Origin of the sequence: Marinobacter sp. SS8-8 (assembly GCF_030540945.1) — a bacterium.
Taxonomy (GTDB): Bacteria; Pseudomonadota; Gammaproteobacteria; order Pseudomonadales; family Oleiphilaceae; genus Marinobacter.
Genome location: NZ_JASSVN010000023.1, coordinates 1 through 24630, shown reverse-complemented (window position 1 = coordinate 24630; position 24630 = coordinate 1). Strand labels below are relative to the sequence as shown.

22 protein-coding genes are annotated in these 24630 nt (G+C 59.5%); 7 read left to right on the top strand and 15 right to left on the bottom strand.

All coding sequences use genetic code 11. The features are described 5' to 3' along the window. Positions 1–23 precede the first annotated feature (23 nt). The 11 genes from QPL96_RS17315 to QPL96_RS17265 all read right to left on the bottom strand — a co-directional run bounded on the left by QPL96_RS17315 (position 24) and on the right by QPL96_RS17265 (position 11310). Complete coding sequence (locus QPL96_RS17315) at positions 24–329, bottom strand: STAS domain-containing protein (RefSeq protein ID WP_303288569.1); 306 nt, start codon at positions 327–329, stop codon at positions 24–26. 122 nt (positions 330–451) lie between these two features. Then, on the bottom strand, positions 452–895 hold the full coding sequence (gene fliJ, locus QPL96_RS17310; RefSeq protein ID WP_303288568.1) for a flagellar export protein FliJ: 444 nt from the start codon (positions 893–895) through the stop codon (positions 452–454). Next, entirely contained in the window at positions 895–2295 is a 1401-nt protein-coding gene (gene fliI, locus QPL96_RS17305; protein WP_303288567.1) for a flagellar protein export ATPase FliI, read from the bottom strand. Before fliI ends, fliJ begins: the two co-directional genes overlap by 1 nt. Further along, positions 2267–3160: a flagellar assembly protein FliH gene (locus tag QPL96_RS17300; protein WP_303288566.1), complete on the bottom strand. Its 894-nt coding sequence runs from the start codon at positions 3158–3160 to the stop codon at positions 2267–2269. Before QPL96_RS17300 ends, fliI begins: the two co-directional genes overlap by 29 nt. Further along, on the bottom strand, positions 3160–4203 hold the full coding sequence (fliG, locus tag QPL96_RS17295; protein WP_303288565.1) for a flagellar motor switch protein FliG: 1044 nt from the start codon (positions 4201–4203) through the stop codon (positions 3160–3162). Before fliG ends, QPL96_RS17300 begins: the two co-directional genes overlap by 1 nt. Then, complete coding sequence (fliF, locus tag QPL96_RS17290; protein WP_303288564.1) at positions 4196–5902, bottom strand: flagellar basal-body MS-ring/collar protein FliF; 1707 nt, start codon at positions 5900–5902, stop codon at positions 4196–4198. The genes fliG and fliF overlap by 8 nt, the downstream gene beginning before the upstream one ends. 15 nt (positions 5903–5917) lie before the next feature. Beyond that, positions 5918–6286: a flagellar hook-basal body complex protein FliE gene (fliE, locus tag QPL96_RS17285; RefSeq protein ID WP_303288563.1), complete on the bottom strand. Its 369-nt coding sequence runs from the start codon at positions 6284–6286 to the stop codon at positions 5918–5920. A gap of 248 nt (positions 6287–6534) precedes the next feature. After that, the gene (locus QPL96_RS17280) at positions 6535–7980 is read right to left on the bottom strand and encodes a sigma-54 dependent transcriptional regulator (RefSeq protein ID WP_303288562.1); all 1446 of its coding nucleotides are present in this window, start codon (positions 7978–7980) and stop codon (positions 6535–6537) included. A 12-nt stretch (positions 7981–7992) separates the two neighbouring features. Then, positions 7993–9228: a PAS domain-containing sensor histidine kinase gene (locus tag QPL96_RS17275; RefSeq protein ID WP_303288561.1), complete on the bottom strand. Its 1236-nt coding sequence runs from the start codon at positions 9226–9228 to the stop codon at positions 7993–7995. Between the two features lie 230 nt (positions 9229–9458). Further along, a complete protein-coding gene (locus QPL96_RS17270) occupies positions 9459–10910 on the bottom strand; it encodes a sigma-54 dependent transcriptional regulator (RefSeq protein ID WP_303288560.1) in 1452 nt (483 codons plus the stop codon). Between the two features lie 70 nt (positions 10911–10980). After that, the gene (locus QPL96_RS17265) at positions 10981–11310 is read right to left on the bottom strand and encodes an SOS cell division inhibitor (RefSeq protein WP_303288559.1); all 330 of its coding nucleotides are present in this window, start codon (positions 11308–11310) and stop codon (positions 10981–10983) included. 251 nt (positions 11311–11561) lie between these two features. Between QPL96_RS17265 and QPL96_RS17260 the strand changes: the two genes are divergently transcribed. Beyond that, positions 11562–12074, top strand: coding sequence for a DUF6586 family protein (locus QPL96_RS17260; protein WP_303288558.1), 513 nt, complete (start codon positions 11562–11564; stop codon positions 12072–12074). Between the two features lie 51 nt (positions 12075–12125). Further along, a complete protein-coding gene (locus QPL96_RS17255) occupies positions 12126–12386 on the top strand; it encodes a hypothetical protein (protein WP_303288557.1) in 261 nt (86 codons plus the stop codon). A 4-nt stretch (positions 12387–12390) separates the two neighbouring features. On the opposite strand, the gene QPL96_RS17250 is transcribed toward QPL96_RS17255, so the two are convergent. Continuing rightward, positions 12391–12882 carry a cell division inhibitor SulA gene (locus tag QPL96_RS17250; RefSeq protein ID WP_303288556.1) on the bottom strand — a complete coding sequence of 164 codons (492 nt, stop codon included), beginning with the start codon at positions 12880–12882 and terminating at the stop codon, positions 12391–12393. Positions 12883–12924: 42 nt separating this feature from the next. Continuing rightward, positions 12925–13533 carry a transcriptional repressor LexA gene (gene lexA / locus QPL96_RS17245; protein ID WP_303288555.1) on the bottom strand — a complete coding sequence of 203 codons (609 nt, stop codon included), beginning with the start codon at positions 13531–13533 and terminating at the stop codon, positions 12925–12927. A gap of 217 nt (positions 13534–13750) precedes the next feature. Here lexA and QPL96_RS17240 point away from each other — a divergent pair, with 217 nt between their 5' ends. Genes QPL96_RS17240 through QPL96_RS17230 form a run of 3 tightly spaced genes read left to right on the top strand, consistent with a single transcriptional unit; the run spans position 13751 to position 16203 of the window. After that, positions 13751–14761: an amidoligase family protein gene (locus QPL96_RS17240; RefSeq protein WP_303288554.1), complete on the top strand. Its 1011-nt coding sequence runs from the start codon at positions 13751–13753 to the stop codon at positions 14759–14761. Further along, positions 14745–15485: a gamma-glutamyl-gamma-aminobutyrate hydrolase family protein gene (locus QPL96_RS17235; RefSeq protein WP_303288553.1), complete on the top strand. Its 741-nt coding sequence runs from the start codon at positions 14745–14747 to the stop codon at positions 15483–15485. Before QPL96_RS17240 ends, QPL96_RS17235 begins: the two co-directional genes overlap by 17 nt. Before the next feature lie 31 nt (positions 15486–15516). Continuing rightward, entirely contained in the window at positions 15517–16203 is a 687-nt protein-coding gene (locus QPL96_RS17230) for an SIMPL domain-containing protein (protein WP_303288552.1), read from the top strand. A 2-nt stretch (positions 16204–16205) separates the two neighbouring features. On the opposite strand, the gene QPL96_RS17225 is transcribed toward QPL96_RS17230, so the two are convergent. After that, entirely contained in the window at positions 16206–19967 is a 3762-nt protein-coding gene (locus QPL96_RS17225) for a translocation/assembly module TamB domain-containing protein (RefSeq protein WP_303288551.1), read from the bottom strand. Continuing rightward, complete coding sequence (locus tag QPL96_RS17220) at positions 19964–21613, bottom strand: autotransporter assembly complex family protein (protein WP_303288550.1); 1650 nt, start codon at positions 21611–21613, stop codon at positions 19964–19966. The genes QPL96_RS17225 and QPL96_RS17220 overlap by 4 nt, the downstream gene beginning before the upstream one ends. Before the next feature lie 291 nt (positions 21614–21904). Between QPL96_RS17220 and QPL96_RS17215 the strand changes: the two genes are divergently transcribed. After that, positions 21905–22912, top strand: a complete 1008-nt coding sequence (locus tag QPL96_RS17215; RefSeq protein WP_303288549.1) for a hypothetical protein — start codon at positions 21905–21907, stop codon at positions 22910–22912. Positions 22913–22960: 48 nt separating this feature from the next. Then, the gene (locus QPL96_RS17210; protein WP_303288548.1) at positions 22961–24448 is read left to right on the top strand and encodes an amidase; all 1488 of its coding nucleotides are present in this window, start codon (positions 22961–22963) and stop codon (positions 24446–24448) included. Positions 24449–24630 lie beyond the last annotated feature (182 nt).

Here is a 24630-nt window from a genome sequence, read left to right as displayed (position 1 = left end):
AGAGCTCCGGCGGTTCGCACGCATCAGCGAATATTGAACAGTTGCTCGAAATTGGAGATGGAGAGGATTCGCCGGACGTCGTTATTGCAGTTCTCAATTACAATGCGGGCGCTGTCGCCGCCGGCGTAATCCCTGAGCAACAACAGCATACCCAGCGCCGAGCTATCCAGGTAGGTTGTATCCGACAGGTCTACGACATAACTCCGGATGTCTGGGTCGCCGTGCTCGTAGGCATTCCGGAACGCCTGGTGGGTACTGAAGTCAAAGCGCCCCTCAATTCTGATAACAAGGGTCCGGCCGCTTTGATCGCGGCGCGTCTGAATCGACATTCCAAAACCTCCAAAGGCGTCAAGAGCAGCATTTAACCGGCCCTACCCACCGGATCTTCCTCGATTAAGGATAGCTGAGTAACCTGAAATTGCATCCGCATTTGCTTGATGCAGGACAAAATTCAGCGCTGCCGCCGGCTAAAGGCCCGGCCTGCCGCCTCATCCGAGAGCTTCTGGTCACGAAGGTCCTGTTCTGCGCGTTCCTGTTGTCGGCAGGTGTCGATGTATTTTTCCATGCCCCGGCGCCGTTCCCAGGCTTGCCGCCATTCCTGCCTGCGCACTTCAAACACTTTCTCCGCTTGATCCAACTGCACCTGCTGCTGCCGGATCACCTGGTCAAGTTGCGCAATGAAGGCCTGCCAGGCCTGCAGGCGAGCCACCTGCACCACCCCTTGCTGGCTGTTCCTGATCTGCTGGCGATACTCCTGCTGGTAGCGGTTCAGGTTTTCCACCCGTTCGCGCTGCTGGTCAACCAGCTTGCGGGCTTCACCCATCCGCTCCAGCGCCTCCTGCTCTTTGCGCGCCTCGAGGGAAAGAACCACTGCCAGCCGCTGTGACCTCAGCATCAGCCGTCACCTGCACCGCTGGCGGGATTCGGTACGGCAGATTTGCGCCGCTCAGGTGACCGGCGCTCCGGCACAACCGCCAGCAACTGTTCGATACTGTCTTTCAGCGGTGCGCTCTCGTTCAGCCCCTGCTGCAGAAACTGTCGCATATTGCCGATGTGGGTAATGGCAAAATCGGTTTCCGGATCGGAACCTTTGACGTAGGCACCAACGGATATAAGGTCCCTGGCCTGCTGATAGCGGGAATACACCTGTTTGAAGCGCTGGGCCCGGGCAAAATGCTCGGTGTCTGTGACCTGGGGCATCACCCGGCTGATCGAGGCTTCCACATCGATTGCCGGGTAATGGCCCTCTTCCGCCAGCCGGCGGGACAGCACAATATGGCCATCGAGAATTGCACGGGCGGCATCGGCGATCGGGTCCTGCTGGTCGTCGCCTTCGGTCAGTACGGTATAGAACGCGGTGATGGACCCACCACCGGGGCGGCCATTACCGGTTCGTTCCACGAGCTGCGGTAATTTGGCAAACACGGATGGCGGGTAACCCTTGGTCGCAGGGGGCTCACCAACGGCCAGCGCGATTTCCCGCTGCGCCTGGGCGTACCGGGTCAGGGAATCCATCAAAAGAAGCACTCGTTTGCCCTGATCCCGGTAATACTCGGCAATCCGCGTGGTCAGCATGGCCGCGCGCAGGCGCATCAGCGGCGAATCGTCCGCCGGCGAGGCCACCACCACCGAGCGCAAAAGCCCTTCCTCGCCAAGGATGTCCTCAATGAACTCCTTGACCTCACGACCCCGCTCGCCAATCAGGCCGACCACCGTGATGTCGGCATCGGTAAACCGGGTCATCATGCCCAGCAGCATACTCTTGCCCACGCCACTGCCGGCAAACAGGCCCAAACGCTGCCCCTGGCCAACGGTCAGCAAGGCATTGACGGCGCGAATACCGACATCCATGGACTGGCGCACCGGCGCACGGTTCAGGGGGTTGATAATATCGCCAGCCAGGGGTACCCGCGCTTCCGCCTGTAAGGGCCCCTTTCCGTCAAGGGGCTCACCGCTGCCATCGACCACCCGGCCCAGCAGTTGCGGGCCCACCGGTACGCGGCTTGCCGCCGACAGGGGCACCACCCTTGCTCCCGGCCTGAGGCCCTCAATCGCGGTCAGGGGCATCAGGTAAACCCGGTCGTCCTCAAACCCCACAACTTCGGCTTCAACATTGCCAGTACCCTGGCCAAAAATCACACATCGGTCACCCACCACCATGGGACAGCCAACGCATTCGAGGGTCAGGCCGACCATCCGGGTCAGCCGCCCGGATAACTCGGGTTCGGGCTCATTGCCCAGAAAGCCCCTGAAGCGGCTCAGGCGGTCAGCGAGGTTCGAGGTCATCGTCTTCATCTTCATTCTGCGCCGGCTTCGGGCCTTCCCCGGAGTCCTCCGGCTCCCGCGAATCCAGGACATCGCGATGGAAACCGGTCAGATCCTCCATCAGCGAATCCAGTTCTTCGGTTTCTCCGCTTTCGCTCTCGCTCTTCTGTTGGTCCAGCATGCTCTGAACGGCTCGCTGGAATCGCTTCTCCACGGTGAAATCAACCAGGCTATGGCGAGTCTCCACCCTGCAGCCACCGGGCAGGATGTTGTCATCTTCAATCACCGAGGCGGATGTTTCGAGGCGTGCAGTAACTTCCCGGACCATTTCGCAATCTTCCGGATGAATATGGATGCGGATGTTTTCTGCCGTGGAAGGAAGGGCATCCAGTGCCCGGCGAACCACATGCCGAATCTGGGAGGAATCGATGGTAAGCTCCCGGTAGACTACCGCCCGCGCCAGCACCGTGGTGAGATTAACCAGAACGGTTTCCAGCTCGTCTTCGTGGCGCCGGATGGGCAGCAACAGCTCGCCCAGCAGGTGCTCAAGCCGGTCGAGTTTGGTATCAATTTCCTTGCGGGTATCGTCGTAGCCCTGGCGCCTGCCCTGCTCCCGACCTTCTGCCAGCCCGGTTTCCGTGCCTTCCTGGCGACCCTCTTTGCGTCCTTCCGTGAGCCCGGCCTGATAGCCCTGCTCCCGGCCTTCGTTATAGCCATCTTCCCGCGCGGCCTGGCGGATCTCGTCAATGTCGGCCGCCGTCAGGGGTTTGACGTCCCTCTCCTCTTCCCTGGCCACTTCGTTGCCACCTGCATCCAGCAAGGGCAGCTCCCAGCGCTCATAGGCTGTCAGCTGCTCTTTCGGAATCCGGTTGAGGTCACGGGTGGAATCTTTCATCACATCATTTCTTCGCCAGCGCCACCGAGGGAGATTTCACCGGCCTCCGCCATGCGGCGTGCGATGGTAATGATGTCTTTCTGCGCGGATTCAACGTCGCTGACCTTGACCGGCCCCTTGGCCTCCAGATCATCCTGAAGCAGCTCCGCAGCACGCTTGGACATGTTCTTGAAGATCTTTTCCTGCACCTGGTCGTCGGCACCCTTGAGCGCAACCACCAGAACCTCCGAAGACACTTCCCGCAGCAGCGCCTGGATACCGCGATCATCGACCTCCTTGAGGTTGTCGAACACGAACATAAGATCTTCGATGGTGCTGGCAAGGTCCGGATCCATGTCCTTGATGGAGTCCATCAGGTTGCCTTCGATGCTCCGGTCCATGAAGTTCATGATATCCGCCGCCCGTTTGACGCCACCGATCCGGCTGGTCTGCGAGGCCGCGCCACCGGAGAACTGCTTCTCCAGAATATCGTTCAGTTCCTGCAACGCCTGGGGCTGGATGCTCTCCAGCGACGCCACTCGCATCATTACGTCAAGGCGGACTTTTTCATCAAGGGTACCAAGAATTTCCGCTGCCTGATCGGGATCCAGATAGGAGATAACAATGGCCTGGATCTGGGGGTGCTCGTAACGAATGATGTCACCCACGGCCCGCGGCTCCATCCATTTGAGGGTATCCAGCCCGGTGGTGTTGCCGCCGATCAGGATGCGGTCAATCAGGCTGGCGGCCTTATCGTCACCCAGAGCCTGGGTCAGCATCGCCCGGATGTAATCGTCATTGCCCACGCCCAGACCGGTCTGGCCGCCCACCGCATCGACAAACTGATTCAGTACAAAGGTCACGTCGTCCTTGCTGACGTCTTTCATCTGGGCCATGGCAACGCCGACACGCTGCACCTCTTTGGGACCCATATGCTTCAGAACCTCAGCGGCATCGGTCTCGCCCAGGGACATCAGCAAAATGGCCGCCTGCTCAACCCTAGGAATCTTCCGCTGGGGTTTCTGCGGTGCGCTCGCACCCTGCTGATTGGCTTGCTCAGTCATCGACGTTCACCCACTGGCGCATTACCTGCGCGACCCTTGCCGGGTCTTCCGCGATCAGGCCCTTAAGTGCATTCAGTTGCCTATCATAACTGTCGGTTGCGCCCGGCAAAAGCAGGTCATCCTGTGAGGACATGGCCCGGCGCAGCTCATCGCCACCTTCAATCCGGTCCAGGCCACCATAGCCGCCGTCACCGGACTCCATGCCCCGCCCCCGCTGGCCACCGCCAGACAGGCTCTTGAGGGTCGGGCGCAGCAGGCCGAGCACCAGAACCAGAATAACCAGCCCGGCCAGCACCTGTTTCATCAGATCCCAGAACCAGGGCTGCTCCCAGAATCCCGGGGCTTCGACGAATTCTACGGCCTCTTCCGGCGCGAATGCGGTATTCATTACGGTAACACTGTCGCCCCTTGCCGCTGAATAGCCAACCGCATCCCGCACCAGCATGCTCAGGCGCTGCAACTCCTGCTCAGGCCAGGGCTCATAGCTGACCTCACCGGTCTGGGGATCGACTACTCTCATGTCGTCCACGGCCAGCGCTACGGTAATTCGTTTAATCCGGCCGAGCTCCTGGCGCATATAGCTGACCGTGCGGTCCATTTCATAATTCCGGGTCGACTCGCGGCGAACATTCACCGGTGGGGGCGCAGCGCCTTCGCCATTTCCAGCGACCACCTGCTCTGGCACCGTCACATCTGCCGGAGGCTGGTTGGCCAGCGCACCCGGAACCCCGCCCGAGGCCCCGGCTGCGCGCTGCTCGGTAAGCTCCCGTTCACTCCGTACGACTTGCTGCTCCGGATTGAAAAGTTCTTCAGCCTGCTCTACAGAAGAGAAATCAAGATCCGCGGAAACCTCTGCCCGATACCGGCCATCGCCGACAATCGGTGAGATCAGCGAGGCGACACTGCGCGTCAGCCGTTCTTCAACCCTGGAGGTGTAGTCATACTGTTCTGCCATCTTGTCAGCATCAGTCTGGTGGCTTTTCTTGCCGGTGAGCAGGTTGCCGTTCTGATCCACGACAGTCACGTGTTCCTTGCTCATCATAGGAATGCTGCCAGCAACCAGATTCATGATCGCGCTGATCTGCTCCTGCTCCGGCCGGCGACCGGCGACCACTTCGAGAAACACCGAGGCAGAGGGTTCTCGTGCATCACGGACGAAAACCGAACGCTCGGGGATGGCCAGGTGAACCCGGGCATTGCGCACACCTCGCATGCTGGCAATGGTGCGCGCCAGCTCACCCTCGAGACCCCTGCGGTAGCTGATGGTTTCCATGAACTGGGAGGTGCCCAGGCCACGCTCCTGATCAAGCAACTCGTAGCCCATGGTTTTTCGGTCGGTCACACCCTCGGCCGCCAGCTTCAGCCGCGCGTTGTAGACCTGGTCCGACGGTACCAGCAAAGCGCCGGTCCGCGGGTCCATTTTGTATTCGATGCCATTGCTTTCAAGGATAGAGGTAACGTCCTGCGGGTTGTAGGAGGACAGATCCCCCACCACGGGCTGGTAATTTGGCTCCTGAGCCCAGAGCACCACGGCCAGCCCCAGTGCCACGCTGGCAGCAAGACCAACCATCAGGCCAATCTGGCGCAGCAGGTTCAGCCGGTTGAACCCGAGGAGCAGATCACTCCGGCTCTCCGGCGCATCGCCGTCCCGGGCTGCCGGAACATTGGAGGCATTGGTTTCTGCGGGTACGCTGGCCATGACTCTGCTCCGTTATCAGATCGGCATGTTCATAATGTCTTCGTAGGCCCGGACCACCCGATTGCGTACCTGGGTCAGTGCTTCGAAGGAGACAGAGGATTTCTGGGCGGCAATCATAACACGGGTTATGTCCACATTCGGGTCACCCATATCGTAAGCAGTGCGAAGACTACCCGCGGTTTGCTGGAGTTCATTCACGTTGTTCACTGCCTTGCCCAGCATATCGCTGAAGCTGGGAGTTTCCTGGGTTTCCTGAACCTGGCGGGGGCCGTCGACGCGGCCGCGAACCGATTGATCCTGCTCGACTCGCTGGTTCTGCATCATTTGCGAACGCAGGGACCGGATATCGGACAAAACGCTGTTGATGTCGGCGCGCTGAACCATCACTCTCTCCTGGCTCCGTCCTGCCACGGACGGAATTGCTCTCGGGACTCTGTTGCTCTGATTTAAGCAATACGCACGCCAACTGAAATTTATTATTTTACGTCATACAGTTACGATATATTCCCTGGGTGACAGGGGGATCAATGACGGACTTTTGACGACACCGCGCGTTACCTGGACCCATGGCACAAAGGATAAAAAAACGGCACCCAAGGGGGTGCCAGTGAAGGGGTTAGTTTTGCAGTGGGTCAGGCCATGGCCATCTCGGCATCCAGATCAATCCCGGCATCACGCATCTGGGCCAGTTTGTACCGGAGTGTTCTGGGGCTGATCCCCAGTTGCTCCGCGGCCCGGTTGCGTCGCCCATGCTCTTTCCGGAGAGTCTGGATGATAATACGGAATTCCTGCTGTCGCAGATCATCGCCCAGAGACCCCGCTGCCTCAGAGGCTTCATCATGCCGCGGCTGCGCTGCTGCAGCCACGCAATGACTGGCAGCCTCCTCCACCGGCCGGGATTGGGAGGTGTCAACCGGTGCTGCGCTGTGCATATCCGGCCGGCCGGTAATACCAAGCTCCAGACACAGATCACCGGCGTGAATCACGTTGCCCTGATGCAACACCAGGGCACGCTGAATGGCATTATCCAGCTCCCGGACATTCCCGGGCCACCGATGATTCACCAGAGCGTTCCTTGCATCCGGTGCAAAGGTGATCCCGGCAAGCTTCATCTTCCGGCAATGCTTTTTCAGTAGCGACGCGGCCAGTGGCATGATGTCCAATGGCCGCTCCCGCAGGGGCTGCCAATGCATGGGGAAGACCGTCAGCCGGTAGTAAAGGTCTTCCCGAAACCTGCCTTCGCGAACACAATCTGCCAGATCCCGGTTGGTTGTAGCCACCACCCGCACATCCAGGCTGATGGTCTTGCGACCGCCCACACGCTCCACTTCCCGCTCCTGCAACACGCGCAGCAGTTTGGACTGAAGCCCCAGATCCATTTCCGAGATTTCATCCAGAAGAAGTGTGCCGCCGTTGGCCTGCTCAAACTTGCCCGGTGAAGAAGCCACCGCTCCGGTAAAGGCGCCCTTCTCGTGGCCAAACAGAATCGCTTCCAGCATATTCTCGGGAATCGCCGCGCAATTGATGGCCACAAATGACTGGTCGGCCCTGGGGGACTGTTGGTGGATAAAGCGGGCAAGCACTTCCTTACCGGTTCCGCTTTCGCCGGAGATCATCACCGTGGAATCACTGCCGGCCACTTTCGTGGCGAGCTGGAACATGCGCTTGCTGATCGGGTCTTCCGCCACCGGCTCATCGCCGGATTTCTGGCGTCCGCCGCCTACAACCTTGGTGACCGCATCCACCAGGAACTGCGGCTCGAACGGTTTGACCAGATAATCAGTGGCGCCCGCCTGCATGGCAGACACCGCATCGCTGATCTGGCCATAGGCGGTGATCAGCATCATCGGCAAACCGGGATACAGACGCAGCACCTCAGCCAGCAGCTGATGCCCGGACAAACCCGGCATGTTGACGTCACTGACCACCATATCGACCGGGGACTCCGCCAGCCGCTCCAGTGCCTCACTGGCGCTCGACGCTTCCCGGACGCGGAACTTCGCCAGCTCAAGCGTGGTGACCAGTGCTTCCCGCAGGTCATGGTCATCCTCAACAATCAGAATCTGGGCCTTGGCCATGGTTGCCTCCGGTCAGTATTTGCTATGCAGTTGCGGTAAGTGCAGAGTGGCGACAGCACCGCCCTGCTCCGGCGATTCAAGAGAAAACCGCCCCTGATGAGCCTTGATAACTGCCTGCACTACCGCAAGCCCGAGACCGGTGCCATGGGGTTTAGTGGTGTAGAAGGCCTCTGTCAGCCGGTTTGCTTCAGCGGACCGAAAACCCGGACCGTTATCCCGAACCCGGATCACCAGTTCTCCGGCTTCCTCCGCTACCTGCACAGCAACGCGGCTGGCGCCGGCTTCAAGACTGTTATTGACAAGATTGGTGCAGGCGCCAACCAAAGCGTCGCGGTTACACATCAGTCGGCACTCATCTGAAACCTCAGGCTGGAGGGTCACCTCCGCACCGGGAACCGGCCTTATCCCTTCGACCGCTGAGGCCAATGCCGAAACCAGTTTGCCGGCAGAGAGCTCCTCGGCCAGCCGGGTTTCACCACGGGCGAAAATCAGCATATCCCGCACCTGTTGCTCAAGATGAGTCAGGCGGGACATTAAACGGGACGCACAACGCTGGCGCATCTCTTCATCCAGGTCTTCCTGGCCGAGATGGCCACCGTAAAGGATGGCGGCTGACAATGGCGTGCGAATCTGGTGAGCAAGCGAGGCCACCATCCTGCCCATGGCAGACAGTCGCTGGGCGTGGGCCAGCTGTGCCTGCAAATGGCGGGTTTCAGTCAGGTCGGTGAGCAGAATCAGTTGCCCGGGCTGGTTTTCCATGGTCCGGATTTCGATGCTGACCCGGCGGCCATCCTTCAGCGACACCTCGTGACCGTCATCCCGGCGCGGCGCAAAGCAGCGCCGGATCACGTCAACCCAGCGAGCACCGCCCAGGGGCTCTCCCAGCAAGGCGATGGCAGCGGGATTGGCCTGGGTCACCACGCCCTGACTGTCGAGCACAACCACACCAGCGGGCAGCGCATTGAGCAGGGTCGCTAGCCGGTCTGCAAGCTGCTCCTTTTCCTCCAGCTCCTGCTGGCGCTGCAGCGATTCCTGGGTCAGCTCACCGGACAACTGGTTAACCCGGGACTCCAGAGTGCGGTAGGAGTCGGTGATCTGGCGTGACATCCGGTTAAACAGTTCCAGAGCGGAATCCACCGCCTCATGGCCCTGCTGCGGAAACAACGCTGTAACCTTGTCGTTAACGTCCGCCGCCGCGTTGGCCTTTGCGCCCGCTTGGGACTGAATAACAAACTGTGCCTGACTCATAACCTGACTCCCCGATCAGCCCATCCGCCTGGGCCCTAGTGGTCGGATGCTTCGTTTGCAGGCTATTAAGCCAGCACTGTGCCAACTTAATTTTTTTTATATATTTCAGATAGAAAGAGAATCACCTGAAAAGGGGATGCCAATTTTACGTCGGCCAGAAACGAGAACGGCGCCTCAGGTTACGAACCTTTGGCGCCAATCCCGGAAACGCGGTCACCCCAAAAAAAGTTTCAGGACTCTTCGGACTCTTCCTCCCGAAGCCCGTACTTGCGCACTTTCTCCACCAGAGTGGTACGACGGATCCGGAGCTTCTCAGCGGCCCGTGCGACCACTCCGCCCGCCTCATCAAGCGCCTGCTGGATCAATTGCCTCTCAAGGTTGGAAAGGTAGTCCTTCAGGTCGATTCCGTTCACCGGCAGTAACGCCGGGGCGTCCAGCCCCACCAGCCCGGGAACACCGGAGGGCATTCCCGTGTCCTCCACCGGCCGGTTTTCGTCGTAATCGTCGACATAGCGGAATTTCTTGGGCAGCTCCTGGACACCAATCACACCGTAGGGGTGCATAATCGACAGGCGCTCGACCAGGTTAGCGAGCTCACGCACATTGCCGGGCCAGTCATGGCGACAGAGACTCATGATCGCTGCCGAATTCATCCGCAGGGATCCGCGTTTCTCCTTCTCCATCCGGGAGATCAGCTCGTTAATCAACAGCGGGATGTCCTCTACCCGTTCACGCAACGACGGCATTTCGATTGGAAACACGTTCAGCCGGTAATACAGATCTTCCCGGAAATCGCCGGATTCGATCATGTCTTCCAGATGCTTGTGGGTGGCGGCAATGACCCGGACATCCGCCGACTGAGTGCGATTGCTGCCTACCCGCTCGAACGTGCGCTCCTGCAGAACCCGCAGAATTTTCACCTGCATATTGAGCGGCATATCCCCGATTTCATCCAAAAACAGGGTGCCGCCCTCTGCCAGCTCAAAACGCCCCACCCGCGCGGTAATCGCCCCGGTGAAAGCGCCTTTCTCATGGCCGAATAATTCACTTTCCAGCAACTCGGCCGGAATGGCGCCACAGTTAACCGGTACGAACGGTTTGTCACGGCGGGAAGAATGATAATGAAGGTTGCGGGCCACCACTTCCTTGCCGGTACCAGATTCACCGGTAATCAGGACACTCACATCCTTATCGGCCACCTGCTCCATCAGTTGCCGTACATGCTGAACCTTGCGACTGGTGCCCACAAGGCTTCGGAAAAGCTGCAGGCCTCGCTGCTGACCGCGCTCCCGGGAGCGGCTGAACTGATCCCGGTAGACCTGCGCACGGTAAAGCGAATCCACGAACTTGGTGTAGTTCAGCGGCCATTCTATGCGGGCAATAATACGGGCGCTGTCATCATCGGCCACACCTCTGAGCTCCGGATGACCGAGCAAGAGCAGAGGAACCCCCTTAACCGCCTTGCACAGAGCTGTGATGTTGTCGGCGGCGCCGGCATCTTCGCCGTTCACCACCGCCGTGGAAATATCCGACAGGCTCTGCTCGTCGCCACTTCTTAAAAGCGCCTTTGCCTCCTCGCCGGCAAGGACCTGCTCCTCACCAATAAACTCAAGAATGGTGACCATGTCCCGCAATCTTGAATCATCCTCGCTCAGCACCAGCACTTTGTTATTTTTAGACATTCAACAGAATCTCTTGAGGGATTTGTGCGGTATTTAAGACTGTAAGAACGACTGAGTCAATTTTATGACGCTATTTTGACGGATTTGAGGAAATATTTCGATAGGCCCTGGCTGCGCTGCGGTTCCGGTTGACACCTTTGAGACCCGCTTCCGCTTCCTTGCGGGCAATGCGGGCGAATTCATCCGCAGCGTCAATAAACTGCTGCAGCTGCTCCAGCCGGAGCCGCACCGGCTCCGGCTGGAGCTCTCCAGTCTCCAGGGCAGCCATCAGAGGCTCAACCACCGGCCGAACCTTGTTATTCAACTGTGCCATGGCGTCCCAATCCCTGTCCGCCAGCGCGCGACCAAGACCTGCCATCAGCCGGTCAAGGTGTTCCAGTTGAGCCTGAGGGTCTGCCATTGAACTCTCCTTTCAAATCAAGGTCCCGCCAGGCCGTCGGTGCAGTACCGCTCCGCCGTGAGGTCGTATGTTGTTTCTATGGTAGTCCAGAATACCGGCTCACGGTAACAACTGAATATTGCAAATCCTCTCTGCTGCCTTTTGCGCCACCATTTTTCGAAAGACAGCTGCAGAAATTTTCTGCCAGAAATGGTAAGGTGGAAGATTAATTTTCCAGGGTTAGGCCCAGCTACTGGGATTGCAGGTATTTCATGGCCTCACAATGGCATTCACTGGTTTCGCAGAAACTGTTCCTTGCCCGGACATTGCTCGGTCAACTTGACCGCGCAATGGCTCCGAACAATGAGCCCGCACCCAACGAAGCAGAACAGGCGTTACGTCGCGAAGCGGCGATACAGGGGGCCACGGAGTTGCTCTTGAGATCCAGAGGCCTGCTGCTGGTAATGATTGCCCGGCTGTACCAGAAAAAGTCTGCAGAGCCTTCAACACTGGACGAGCTGGCCAAGGCAATCGGAGAGGAGTCCAACGAAGTAAACCGGCTGCGGGAGATTGAGCGCAGCGCCGGAAGCTGGTGGAACCATCTGGATCAGCTGGAAATGGCCCAGGGCCGGCCGCCGGCAACCCGAAAAACAGTCAGTACGGAAAATATCATTGCGGTATCGGCCGACTCAGGCCCGGACCGGTCTGTCCCGGCGCTGCTGAAAACACTCAATGCCCTCAAACACTTTGCCGACGATCTGGAAGAACAGCATAGCGAGTGGTAAGCGCAGAAGCCTGGCCATTATCCGGATCTCAACAACTGAAAGGTTTACTGAATGTCACCATCGTTTTTTGAAATCGTACAATTGACCAATGGCGACTATGCCCTGCGCCGCATCGACGATGACAGCGTACCGCTGGTAAAGATCTCGTTCTCGGAAGAAGCGCGGGAAATGATGGAAGACCGCGACCTGTCCGTTGCCAAGGCAATGATCGCCGCGGGCATTGAAGCTGTCGGCAACATTGCACAGGATATCGACTGGGAAGACGACGAACCGGACACCCCGGACCCCCGACCCTCCTACACCCTGCACTGAGCGATTAACGCTGCCTTAACACCACACCGTGGCTGTTACCCTGTGCAGACGCCTTTTGCAGGGAATCGTAGGCAGCACGGCCCAGTTTCCGGGTCCACATGACAACCGCATGGCAGGTACCTGCGCTCAGGGCGCGCTCAGCCAGTTCCTGCGCAGGGTAATCCGGGGTTGAGCGGAGCACCAGCAGCTCGCCGGCAACAATCCCGTGCATTTTCTGCCATTTGCTGACCAGTGCCTGAGGTGGATCAATCCACGCCAGCCAGCGGTTCTCCTGGTTCAGTTGGGTCAGCATAGGCAGCAGCAACTGGAAGTTTTCCACCTGCCCCTGCGGCAGGATGATTTCAGTCACATTTCCGGTAGCAGGCGCTTCCATGGCCTCCGGGGCGCGTTTGGCGCGAACGCCGGAACGTCGCTCGCGGGCGACAGTTGCCGGCACTGAACAGGGCAGAGCGTTGTGTTGGTATGCCGGATTCTGGTTAAAGCTCAGTTGTTCCATATGTCACCCGCTTCTCAATAAATCCGTGGTTATCCGGCCTGATCAGTGAAGATCAGAGCGGCGGATAACCCCCACACCCAGACCTTCAATGAACAGTTCCTGCTTTTTCAGGTCCACTTCAATGGGCGCGAACTCGTCATTCTCTGCGATCAGGTAGACTTTCGAGCCTTCCTTGCGAAAACGCTTGACCGTGACCTCATCACCCACCCGGGCAACCACCACCTGGCCGTTATGGACATCCCGGGTACTGTGAACCGCCAGCAGATCGCCGTCCAGAATACCGATGTCCTTCATGCTCATGCCTCTAACCCGAAGCAGGTAATCAGCCGGGGGTGAAAAGAACTCCGGCCGAAGAGCGCAGTGATCCTCAACGTGCTCCTGCGCCAGTATCGGACTACCAGCGGCCACCTGGCCAATCACCGGCAACCCCAGATCCTCTTCTGCCTCGGGCAGACGGATGCCCCGGCTGGCGCCGGGCACCATTTCTATGGCGCCCTTGCGAGCAAGTGCCCGCAGGTGCTCTTCGGCGGCATTTGCGGAACGAAAACCCAGCTCGGCTGCGATTTCGGCCCGGGTGGGCGGATAGCCGGTCTCATCAACGTATCGGCGGATGATGTCCAGTACCTGGGATTGCCTTGCTGTAAGCTTCATTGAGCGACTCCGCTTGATCAGGGCCGGTATGTCCGTTCTGAAACGGAAACCCCGAGGGGCGCCGGCCAGCCTGTTTTTATATACAGTCATTCGACTATATACAGTGTTTTATCCAGTGTAAAGCCAGCACCCTGATTTTGTTGCCAGTGCTTAAAGATGACGATCAGCACCGGTGTGATATGGTGAGACCATGACTCACTACCTACCAGGGAGCACCATGACACGGACCAAGGCCTGCAGGATGCCCGACGTTCTGAAAACCGCAGATGGAAAGGAGCGCAGGGTTGGCGTTGAAATTGAAATGTCCGGTCTGGGCTACGACCAACTGGTCACTCTTGCGGCAAGGCTTCTGGGAGGAGTACCGGTCCTCCGGTCACGGTACGTCACATCGCTGAAGACAGAGCTGGGTGAATTTACGATTGAACTGGATTCCGCCCCCATCAAGGATCTTGACCTGGCCGATGAGCGGCTTCCCCGTTCGATCCGCGAATTGGGCGGCCAGGCCATGGATGTGATCGACGCTGCTGCGGAAAGGATCGTGCCGCTGGAAATCGTCAGCCCACCGTTACCATTTACCCGCCTGGAAGCAATCGAATCCCTGATTGATAATCTCCGGGAGGCCGGCGCCCTTGGCAGCCGTGAAGCGATCTACTTCGCCTTCGGCCTCCAGCTCAATCCCGAATTGCCGGACCTAAGGCCGGCAACGCTGGTGCGTTATTTCCAGGCCTTCACCCTGCTGTACGACTGGCTCAAGGCCAGGCACCAGCTGGATGTCAGCCGCAAGTTCACGACCTATATCGAACCCTGGCACAGCCGGTATACCGAAAGGCTCATGGCAGACGACTACCAGCCGGAACTGCCGCAGCTGATGGAGGATTACCTGGAGTTCAATCCAACCCGGAACAGGGCCCTGGACCTCCTGCCCCTGTTTGCCCATCTCGATCATGAACGGCTGGATCACCACGTCCGGGACCCGAGAATCAAAAGCCGGCCAACCCTGCATTACCGGCTGCCGGATTGCGATATCAACAACCCGGACTGGCATTTCTCATCCGTCTGGAATGACTGGGTGGTGCTCGAGCAATTAGCCAGTAATCCGGACGATCTGTCGGAGATGCGCGCGCTGTTCCGTGAAAGCGGTAAACTCAACCTGCATAATCTGACCCACAGCTGGCAGGAAACCACCGGAAACTGGCTGGCCAGGAAGGGCTATGTCTGGGCCGCCTGACAACCCCGGCAGGGAACCGGAAATACCGGGGCTGACCATCGGCATCAGCGGCCCCGCAAGAAAGAGCCTGGCACACCGGCTGATCAGCCTCGGCCTGAGACTGCACGGGGCCCGGACCTACTACATTCGTCCAGGCTCCCGGGTGGATGTCTCGCTCCTGGACGGGCTGGTGCTCTCCGGCGGCACCCATGTTCATCCGGAGCGCTATGGCCAGGAGCCGCAGGTAACCGCGCGCTATGATCGCAAGCGGGATACCACCGACCAGGCGCTGCTGGAGCAGGCGGAAGAAATTGGCATACCTGTGCTCGGTATCTGCCGCGGCGCCCAGTTCATCAACGTTTTCCACAACGGGTCCCTGTGCCAGAACGTGACACCTCTGCGAGTGAACACACGGCATCGCCCGCTGTTGTTACCACTACAGACGGTTCGCCTGGTGGAACCCAGCCGGCTGCGGCGGATGATGGATTCCCCGGTGATCGGTGCCAACCGGATTCACAGCCAGGCCATTAAGCGCCTGGGGTGCAACCTGCGCGTTACCGCCGTCGACAACGATCTGTTTGTTCAGGCCATTGAAAATACCCGCGGCCAGTGGCTGATGGGCATTCAGTGGCACCCGGAGTATTTGCTTTACCACAGCGGGCACAGGCGCATCTTCCGCAATTTTGTGGACGCCGCCCGCCGGTTCAAACTGGCACGCCTGGAACCGGATACCGGCGAGGCGTGATATCAATGCGGCATGCACAGGAGGAGCTTCCATGGCCGAACAGAACCAAGCGTCCCGTTTTCTTCTTACCCTGGCACTGATGGTGCCGGCTCTGACCCTGGCGGGGGAAGTCACCCTTTCCGGCGAGGGCAGTGTTCGCTACGAGCCGGACAGTGCACGGCTTCAGTTTACCGCCAGCGCCGAACATGCACTTGCGCAGAAGGCCACGGAACAGGTAGCGGCTCTGGTGACTCAATGGCGAGAGGGCATCAGCCGCTATCGGGACCGGCTCGGGGAATATTCCGACTCCACCGTCAACCTTTATACCCGCACCCTGCCCCCCGAAGTACGGGGCGAAGAACCGCAAAAGCAGGCCGTGGCCTCCCAGACCATCAGCTTCAGCATCAATGACCTGACGCTGCTTAACCCTTTGTTGCAGCAGGCCCAGGCTCTGGGACTGGACTATAGCCTGGGACCCCACCAGTTTTTCCACTCGGATGAAACGGGCCTGGAACAGGAGGCACTGGCCAGGGCCATTGCCGACGCCAAAGCCCGCTGCAGTTTCGTGGCAGGCCAGCTGGACCAGGCCTGCGGGGATGTCGTGACCATCAACGTCAATGGCGGCCACCGCCCCGCGCCAATGATGATGGCGGAAGCCAAGGCAATGTCCGATACCGTATCCAGCGTGGGTGAACGGGAAATCCGGGCTTCGGTCAGCGCCACTTTCGAGCTGGACTGAGCTCAGAAATCCCGGGTATAGAAGATATCCAGAGAAGCCGCCAGGCCACTGGCGGCTTCCATGTAAATATTCTTGCCAAGGTTATACCGCAGCGCGATGGTCGTGATTGGCTCGAAAATCCCCACACCATAGCGGACACTCAGTTCGTCGGTCAGATAGCCACTGGCCACCACCGATGTCTGCTCACCCGAACCCGCTGCCTCGAGCGTCAGTTGCCGAATGCCAAATTCCTCACCAATCCGCCCTGTAACCTTGTTCGCCTGGGTCAGGCCCAGCGACAGCGCCGCCCGGCTCATCTGCCCCTCATCGCCCCGGCTCTGGGGTGCCCTGCCCAGGATGACATAGGACAGCGCGTCTGTCTGCGGCATATCGGGATTGGAGAAGACTTCCGTTTCAGGCGACTGCACGGGGCCGCTCAGGCGAATACCGGCAACAACCGTATCAACGGTACGTACGGCTTCAATGTCCAGGTAAGGCTGGGTCAGATTACCGACAAACAGCAGCCGGGCCCGCCTCAGCTCAAGCTCCTGGCCGTATGCTTGGTACTGGCCATTAACCAACTGAAGTGTCCCGCGTGTGTCCATGTCATTACCGATCCGCAGAGTCCCCTGAAGATCACCGGTTACCCCGAATGCCGCGAAGGTGACCTTGTCTTCGCCCACCACAACCTTGACATCCATGTTCAGGGAGCGAACAACGGGCTCCTCCCGTTCAACACCCACAATGACTTCATCCTCCGACACCGAAACCGCCTGCTCCGGCAACCCCTTGATTTCAATAGCACCTCTCGGAACCCCAATGGCTCCGGATACCTGAAGGGATCCCTCCCGGAACTCAAGAGTGAGGTCAGGCTCCACCTCCAGTTGGGCATAGGGCTCCAGGTTAAACGGCAAACGGCTGCCGGAAATGTTGATTTCACCCCGGGGTGCCTGCTGCCAGTCGAACTCACCATCGATGATCGTCCGGCTTCTGGAATTACTTTGAATCCGGCCGCTGAGCCTGGCGGAATAGCCCGCAAACTCAAGGCTGGCAACCACCTCTTCCATTGGCACGGGTAGCCGGGGATCCGACACCCTGCCGTTGGTCAGGTTCAGCGCCCCGTTTACAGCGGGTCCCATCAGGGGACCGGAGATACGGCCTCTCCCATCCACCCGGCCGGCAACGTCCTGGAGTCCGGAGAGCAGACCGGCGAGGGCAATATCGAGTCCGTCGAGCTGGAAGGTTCCGTCAACAATACGATCTTCCGAGTCTGGATCCAGCCCCATGTCAAGGGCAACGTCACCCAGCTTCGGGCCGGAGAGACGGGCCGCCAGACTGGCCTGCCCGGGCTTGAGACCAACTTCAGTTGTCAGCGCATCATAGGAAAGGGACGCCCATTCACCATCCACCAGCAACTGAAACTCGCCGTCTCCGGCATCAAGGAAGATCCGCCCATCAGGCCCGGCACCGGTGGTCGTAAAATTGACTTCGCCGTTTATCCGGGCATTCCAGCGCAGGGTCTCCGGCAGCAGGGGCGCCAGCGCCTGCGCCGGGAACCGGTCTATACGATAGCCAAGACGGGGCACGGGAAGCAGTGTCTGATCGTCAGCACAGACCGCGCTCTGCTGCCAGCGCCAGCAGTGATTGCCAAAGGCAAGCTCTCCTCCTGTGCTGTAGTCCAGGGCCGCCGGCGACTCCAGTTGCCAGCGCTGGGATTGCCCCGGAAGGGCGATAACACCCGTGGACAGCGCCCCCTGCCAGGTCCTCCAATCCGCCCCGGCGCCACCCTCAAATCCGAGCTCCAGATTTGCCTCGGTGTGGCTGGCGCCGATGGTCAGCCTGTGCTGTTGCTGTGTGCCACTCGCGTCCAGGACAAGCGCTTCCAGTTCCTGCCCGAACGCGTGGATGTTGCCCGCCTCTAACTGGCTCATGAGGCGAAGGCCAGATTCCAGGCGCGCCTCCAGATTCAGGTTTTCCACAGAGAATTCATTCCGCCAGCGCAGATCACGGACATTTGCCGTCAGCTCGCCGGTCGGGTCTTCCAGCGTACCTTCTGCCTTTAGCTTTGCCTCCAGACGACCCGCCAGGCCGGACAGCAATGCTTCGGGCTCTGGCATGCTCAGGGCCAGGTCACCGCGGATGTTGTTGCCCCAGGTTCCACTCCCTTCCAACTGGTTATCCCCCACTGACAGTTCCAGACCCGACAACTCCCAGCTTCCCGAGGAGGTATCGAGGCGGCCTGCCAGGACAGCCGGGTGGGAGCGCCAGTCACCTTCCAGATTCCAGCCCGCATTCATGGCGGGAATCGAACCGTCCCGGAGCTGCCCTTCGGTTGTTACATCACCGCTGAGACTGGCTTCGAGAACCGGCACCCAGTACCCCGGATTGAACCCCTGAAGCCGAAGCGCCGCCTGCCAGGCAAGGGGCCCGGAAAAATTCACCGACCCATTGCCGGTCAGGGAGCCTGCGCCGGTGCTGACCATCAGATCGGTCAGTGTGGTTTGCTGCCTGTCGCCGTCTACGGTCGTCGATATTTCGGCGCTGCCCTGAGGGCCATCCACACCTGCGGTCAGTTCCGCGTGGTAGCTTCCCTCGCGCCAGGACGCCGAGCCATCCAGCGAGCGAAGCAAAACCGCTGGTGGTTCAAGGCCGGGAACCAGGGTATACCAGGGAAACCCGCGCAATCGTAAATCCGCATTGGCAGCCAGGCCCTCGCGCCAGCCCACAGTGCCTGTCGCCACTGCGGTATCCTGACCTGTCCCGGCCTCCCGGTCAGTGGCCAGCTCAATACGGATATTCCTTGCACCCTGAGCAGTCACCAGGCCTTCCAGAGAAAGCTGAACCGGTCCGGTTGTACCTGGCAGTCTGGCCTGCCCGCGGGTACGGAAGCCTTTCTGCAGACTGCCATTGGCTTCGACAAACCAGTCCTTGAGGGTGAGGGTCGCGGGCAGCGCCTCAACCGCCAGGAACTGCTTCGAAGTCACCCTGAGCCGCACTGGCAGCGCCGGATCGAGTGGCTCGACTTTGCCCGACAGTTTGGCAGCCAGATAACCACGACTGCTGCCCGTGACTGTCAAATCCCGGACGCTGCCCGAAAGCGTGGCATCCAGGGTCCAGTCGTCACCGTAGGGCGGGGGCAGATCTGCCGTGACCTGCAGGTTGACGGGCCACTCCCTGCGGGTTTCGATCCGGCCCGACACAGCAACGGTGTAGTCATCAAGCTGATACCAGGCATGGTCAATGTTCCAGTCGGCCCCGGAACCACCGGCATCCAGTTCAAACCGGTCCCATATCCTGGTGCCATTGAAGTTCAACGGACCCATTCTTACGTTGCTGATTTTCAGGCCCAGAGGCAGATCAACTCCAGGCAGGGTTATTACCCCACCAGTCCCGGATTTTTCGGCCGGAGGCAGTTGGCTAAGCTCGAGCTTTTCCGCCTGCAGCGTTTCCAGACACAACTGCTTACTGAGCAGGCACGAGGGCGACCAGCCCACCAGCGGCCCCTCGACAATCAGCTCAACCCCATAACCCCGCCATTCCAGGTGGTCGGCCTGCCATTGGCCGAACAGCGAGCCGCGGTCATTTTCGGCCTGCAAGCCCGGAATCTGGTCAATCACCCAGGCGGTACCCGTCTCGGATCGCAGGGCAAACAGGACAGCCGCCAGCAGCAACACCGGCACCAGCAGCAAGATGCCCAGCCCTGGAAGCAGCCAGGACCGGAAGCGACGGGGCCTGGCCTGCGGCGCCTGATTGTTGCCATCCGATGTCTCCGGTGTCTGCGTCACAGCTCGGGCCCCATGGAAAAGTGAATGCGCCAGCCCCCGCCAAACTCAGGGTTCAGCCCCTTGGCAATATCCAGCCTCAGCGGCCCGACCGGACTGATCCAGCGAATGCCAGCACCGGCGCCGGTCGCCAGTGGGTCGCTTAAGTTGTTGATCGCGTTACCGTGATCCACAAACAGGGCTGCGCGCCACTTGTCGGCAAACTGGTACTGGTACTCGCCACTGCCAACCAGCAGGTAACGCCCGCCCACCGGCACTCCATTGTCGTTCTCCGGCGACAGGGTTTCATAGCCATAGCCACGGACACTCTGGTCCCCCCCCGCGAAGAACCGCAACGATGGCGGCACATCCTCGAACCGGCTGGTAGCCACCAGGCCTGCCTGAAACCGGGCGAGGAATCTGTGCTTGTCCGCCAGGGTATACAACCCCTTTGCCAGAGTATTTACGTGCAGGATATCCACATCGGACAGTGCTGCCCGGTGGGAACCCGTGACATCGAACTGCAACCGGTATCCCCGGGACGGATCCAGCGGCGAGTCGGTATGAATTCTGGAGTACCCGGCCCCCGGCAGAAGAAGCGTGCTCGTGCCCGTCTCATCGTTTCCGATGTTGAAACGCTCACCCTCCCAGCGCAAAGACAACACCTGCAACCAGCCGTTATCAAGCTGGTGCTGCCACTGCTGCCCCAGGGTCAGAAGTTCCGATTGGACATTCTCGATATCCTCCCGCTGATAGCCAGCGGTGAGTCGGATCAGATCGGTCATCGGCGGGTCCAGCGGCAATTCATACCAGGTGCTCAGGTTCTGTCTCGGCACGGAAAACTCGGTCTCGGCACCGCGCTTGTGGCCCATGGGATTGACCCAGTGCTCCCTCAAGGTACCCCGGAAACGGGGGCCCACATCGGTCGAAAAACCGACACCCGCCGCCACCGAGCGAGCCTCCCGCCTGGTGAGCGCAACACGCACTGGAATGGTACCGTTTTCGGCACGGGCCGGAGAGGCGTCAATATCCACACCACTGAAGTAGCCGCTGTTCTGCAGGTTGCTGTTGAGTCTGGCAATTTCGTCGGAATGGTAGGGGGTACCCGGCTCGAAGGTGACGAACCGCCTCAGAAGACCGGTTTCAAACCAGTGGTCTTCCTCAAACGTAACCTCGCCGAGACGGTACCGCTCGCCGCTGTCATAAATCAGGGTAATCGCGGCGCTCCGGGTTGCCGGGTCCACTTCCAGGGTGCGGGTGACAAACCTGCCATCAAAATACCCCCGGCGGCGGGCCCGTGCCTGGAGGGTATCCCGGAGGGTTGCGTACTGGCCGTGATTGAGAATATCGCCTTCTGCGGGGTTAACCGGGAGATCGGCACCAAACCGCTCATCAGACGCCGCCGCGCCCCTGATTTCAACCGTCCGGGAGGTCACCCTAACGGGCTCTCCGGGACGAATGGTCAATACAAGCTTTACGGCTGTGTCTGCGTCACCTTCCTTATACTGCCAGTCAACCGTCGGGCTGTAATAGCCCAGGGCCCGCAACGCCTGCCGCGCCTGACTGACCGCCGTGGGAGCATACCGGCGAAGGTTTTCGGCACTGCGGCCTTTCACGTCACCGATAAAAGCCTCTGCATTTTTCCTGAGGTCCGGGTAATCTCCTTCCATCCGCACGTCCACCTGTTGCCCGGACGCCCACGCAGGTATGCAAAAAAGCAGAGCCACGAAAAGCCGGACCCGGCCCGAATTCACAGCTTGGTAGATTGATAGCATCCGGCTATTTCAGTGTTGGTGGTAACAAGAAGAACTTCCGTTCAAGCGTGGAAGTTTAATGGCGCACGGTCAAGTTAATCCACCTTTGGCCAAGCGGCCTCCGGGCGCCGACTTCAGGGCGAATCGTTTATGCCACTGAAATAAGCTAACCTGTCAGTTACTTAGCTACAAACCGGACCCTGGCGAATGCTGAAGATAAATCGGGAGAACCTCAAATCCAGCCATCAGCTCATCTGGTTCATCATCGATTTCCTGATGCTGGGCCTGCTGATGATCAACCTGGCGTTTATCATCTGGGATTCGATCTACAGCTTTGTCGCCATTCAGAATCTTCTGAAAGAGCAGGCACCGGCCATCCAGTCCCTCTACCAGCCGATCCACGAACGATTCATTTTTTACGACCTGGTCTTCGTCGCCATCTTCCTGGCCGAATTTTTTGTCCGCTGGGGCTACGCGATCAAGGCCGGGGTCTATGACCGCTGGTATTTTTACCCCTTTATCCACTGGTATGACCTGGTCGGCTCCATCCCCGTCGGCAGCTTGCGGTTCCTCCGTATTCTCAGGGTGATTTCCATCGTCTACCGCCTGCATCAGTACAAGATCATTGATGTGACCAACACCAAAATCTACCGGTTCGTTAACTTCTATTACGAAGCGCTTATGGAAGAACTGTCGGACCGGATCGTCCTCAAGGTGCTCAGCGGTGTGCAGCAGGAGGTCAAACGGGGTTCCCCATTGTTCGACAGAATCCAGCAGGACATTCTCTACCCCCGGCGAGACATGCTGTGTGACTGGATTTCCATGCGGGTTGCCGAGGCGGCCCAGGAGGGGTATGTGCCCAACCGCGGGGCTCTGAGAAGCTACCTGGAAGACAGGGTCGATAAGGCTCTTAAACAGAACCTTGAGTTGTCACGGCTGAAATACCTTCCGGTGGTTGGCTCCACCATCCAGGAAACCCTTGAAGAGGCCGTGGGGGACATCGTTGCCCATGTCATCCATCAAATTCTGGAAGACCTCGCCTCGGCTTCCAACCACGCCTTCATTGAGGACATCGTAAATGTTTTTCTGCCGAACCCCGATGAGGTACGGGAAGACGAGACTCAGAACGAAGCTCTGATCAACCTGATTATTGACGTCATTGATGCCATCAAGGGCCAGGTGAACGTAAAACACTGGCGTGATGAATTACCCTGAACAACAAACCGGTATTTATCTATTAAATCCACAATAATGGGAAGATCCATGGATGCACCGCACCTTCAATTGCACTATCAGCCGGCCCGTGAACTTCTCGGACGACTGGAGGCCGGGACCCTGAGCAGCGAAACACTGGTTACCGCCCTACTGGGCAGAATCCGGGACCAGAACCCTGCCATCAACGCGATTGTGACGCTGGATGAACAAAACGCACTGGCCAGCGCCCGCGAAGCGGACAGACAACGCGCAGCCTCTGCCATGAAAGGCCCGCTGCATGGCTTACCACTTACCCTGAAAGATACCTGGGAAGTGGCAGGCATGACCTGTACCGCGGGTGCACCGGCGCTCAGGAACCACCGGCCGGAAACCCATGCTGATGTGGTGCAACGCCTGAAGGACGCCGGGGCGATCATTCTGGGCAAGACCAACGTGCCGATCTATGCCACCGACCTGCAGAGCTACAACAAACTGTTTGGCGTCACCAATAACCCCCACAATCCCACCCGCACCCCCGGCGGGTCCTCCGGGGGTTCTGCTGCGGCACTGGCGGCCGGCATGACGCCCCTGGAAGTGGGCAGTGACCTGGCGGGCTCCATTCGAACCCCTGCGCATTTCTGCGGAGTATTCGGCCACAAGCCTACGCGCTCGCTGGTTTCCCTCCGGGGCCACATTCCCGGCCCGCCCGGCACCCAGTCCCGACCGGATCTGGCCGAGGCCGGCCCCATGGCCCGCAATGCCCGGGATCTCGAACTGCTGTTGAAGGTCATTGCGGGGCCCCGACCTTCAGAGAAGCGCAGTTGGGCCCTGAGCATGGCGCCGTCAGAACTGCAGACCCTCGATCAGGCCCGGGTCGGCTTATGGCTGGAAGACCCGCTGTGCCCAGTGGAGCATGAGCTCACCGAGGGATATCGCACCCTGGGCAAGTCCCTGGCCGACAGGGGCGCCCTGGTGACCGACGCCCGCCATCCCCTGCTCAGCCTGGAGCATATCCTGCCCGTATACTTTAACCTGCTGGGCAGCCTGCTCAGCACCTCCCTGAAACCCACCCAGCGCCGGCAGATGAGATGGATCGCCCGGCTCGAACCCTGGCTGAAGTTTCTCGGACCCATGACCCCGTTTATCGGTGAGTACGGGCGAGGTGTGAATCAGCCCGTTTACCAGTGGATGGCCTGGAGCGAAAGGAGGGAAAAAATGCGGGCGCAGATCGAATCCCTGTTTCGGGAAGTCGATGTACTGCTGACACCCATAACGCCCACCACCGCCATCCGGCACGATCACTCACACCCGGTTTTCAAGCGCCGCATCACTGTCGCCGGCCAGCCACGGGCCTATATGGACCAGTTCTGCTGGATCGCCTTGGCCACCCTGCTGGGGCTGCCGGCCACGTCGGTACCCATCGGCCTTACCAGGGATGGCCTGCCATTCAATGTGCAGGTCATCGGTGCGCCGGGGGCAGATCTGACCACGATCCGGTTTGCGCGGTTGCTGGAGGAGGCCGGGCTGGCAGGGTTTGTGAAGCCGGAGGGTTCCTGAAAACCTCGCGGTTTCCGATAGGGTCTGACGAACACTAACTGTATAATAAATGAAAGTTTACCGTAACTATTCAGCTCACTTTTTCTCAAAAAGTGCTTGACAGGGTTTTTTCTCAAATCCCGGGAATTTCGGCCGCGCCCGGGACGTTGCGGTAAAGGGGCGCTCAAGTCGCCTGTCAACCC

Bases quoted from the DNA above. Each gene is read 5' to 3' on its own strand.
- fliI (WP_303288567.1), bottom strand. From the start codon at position 2,295: ATGAAGACGATGACCTCGAACCTCGCTGACCGCCTGAGCCGCTTCAGG.
- QPL96_RS17280 (WP_303288562.1), bottom strand. From the start codon at position 7,980: ATGGCCAAGGCCCAGATTCTGATTGTTGAGGATGACCATGACCTGCGG.
- fliE (WP_303288563.1), bottom strand. From the start codon at position 6,286: ATGGTTCAGCGCGCCGACATCAACAGCGTTTTGTCCGATATCCGGTCC.
- QPL96_RS17210 (WP_303288548.1), top strand. From the start codon at position 22,961: ATGGATGCACCGCACCTTCAATTGCACTATCAGCCGGCCCGTGAACTT.
- QPL96_RS17250 (WP_303288556.1), bottom strand. From the start codon at position 12,882: ATGGAACAACTGAGCTTTAACCAGAATCCGGCATACCAACACAACGCT.
- QPL96_RS17215 (WP_303288549.1), top strand. From the start codon at position 21,905: ATGCTGAAGATAAATCGGGAGAACCTCAAATCCAGCCATCAGCTCATC.
- QPL96_RS17255 (WP_303288557.1), top strand. From the start codon at position 12,126: ATGTCACCATCGTTTTTTGAAATCGTACAATTGACCAATGGCGACTAT.
- QPL96_RS17270 (WP_303288560.1), bottom strand. From the start codon at position 10,910: ATGTCTAAAAATAACAAAGTGCTGGTGCTGAGCGAGGATGATTCAAGA.
- QPL96_RS17300 (WP_303288566.1), bottom strand. From the start codon at position 3,160: ATGAAAGATTCCACCCGTGACCTCAACCGGATTCCGAAAGAGCAGCTG.
- fliF (WP_303288564.1), bottom strand. From the start codon at position 5,902: ATGGCCAGCGTACCCGCAGAAACCAATGCCTCCAATGTTCCGGCAGCC.
- lexA (WP_303288555.1), bottom strand. From the start codon at position 13,533: ATGAAGCTTACAGCAAGGCAATCCCAGGTACTGGACATCATCCGCCGA.
- QPL96_RS17260 (WP_303288558.1), top strand. From the start codon at position 11,562: ATGGCCTCACAATGGCATTCACTGGTTTCGCAGAAACTGTTCCTTGCC.
- fliJ (WP_303288568.1), bottom strand. From the start codon at position 895: ATGCTGAGGTCACAGCGGCTGGCAGTGGTTCTTTCCCTCGAGGCGCGC.
- QPL96_RS17230 (WP_303288552.1), top strand. From the start codon at position 15,517: ATGGCCGAACAGAACCAAGCGTCCCGTTTTCTTCTTACCCTGGCACTG.
- QPL96_RS17275 (WP_303288561.1), bottom strand. From the start codon at position 9,228: ATGAGTCAGGCACAGTTTGTTATTCAGTCCCAAGCGGGCGCAAAGGCC.
- QPL96_RS17265 (WP_303288559.1), bottom strand. From the start codon at position 11,310: ATGGCAGACCCTCAGGCTCAACTGGAACACCTTGACCGGCTGATGGCA.
- QPL96_RS17220 (WP_303288550.1), bottom strand. From the start codon at position 21,613: ATGGAAGGAGATTACCCGGACCTCAGGAAAAATGCAGAGGCTTTTATC.
- QPL96_RS17235 (WP_303288553.1), top strand. From the start codon at position 14,745: ATGTCTGGGCCGCCTGACAACCCCGGCAGGGAACCGGAAATACCGGGG.
- QPL96_RS17315 (WP_303288569.1), bottom strand. From the start codon at position 329: ATGTCGATTCAGACGCGCCGCGATCAAAGCGGCCGGACCCTTGTTATC.
- fliG (WP_303288565.1), bottom strand. From the start codon at position 4,203: ATGACTGAGCAAGCCAATCAGCAGGGTGCGAGCGCACCGCAGAAACCC.
- QPL96_RS17240 (WP_303288554.1), top strand. From the start codon at position 13,751: ATGACACGGACCAAGGCCTGCAGGATGCCCGACGTTCTGAAAACCGCA.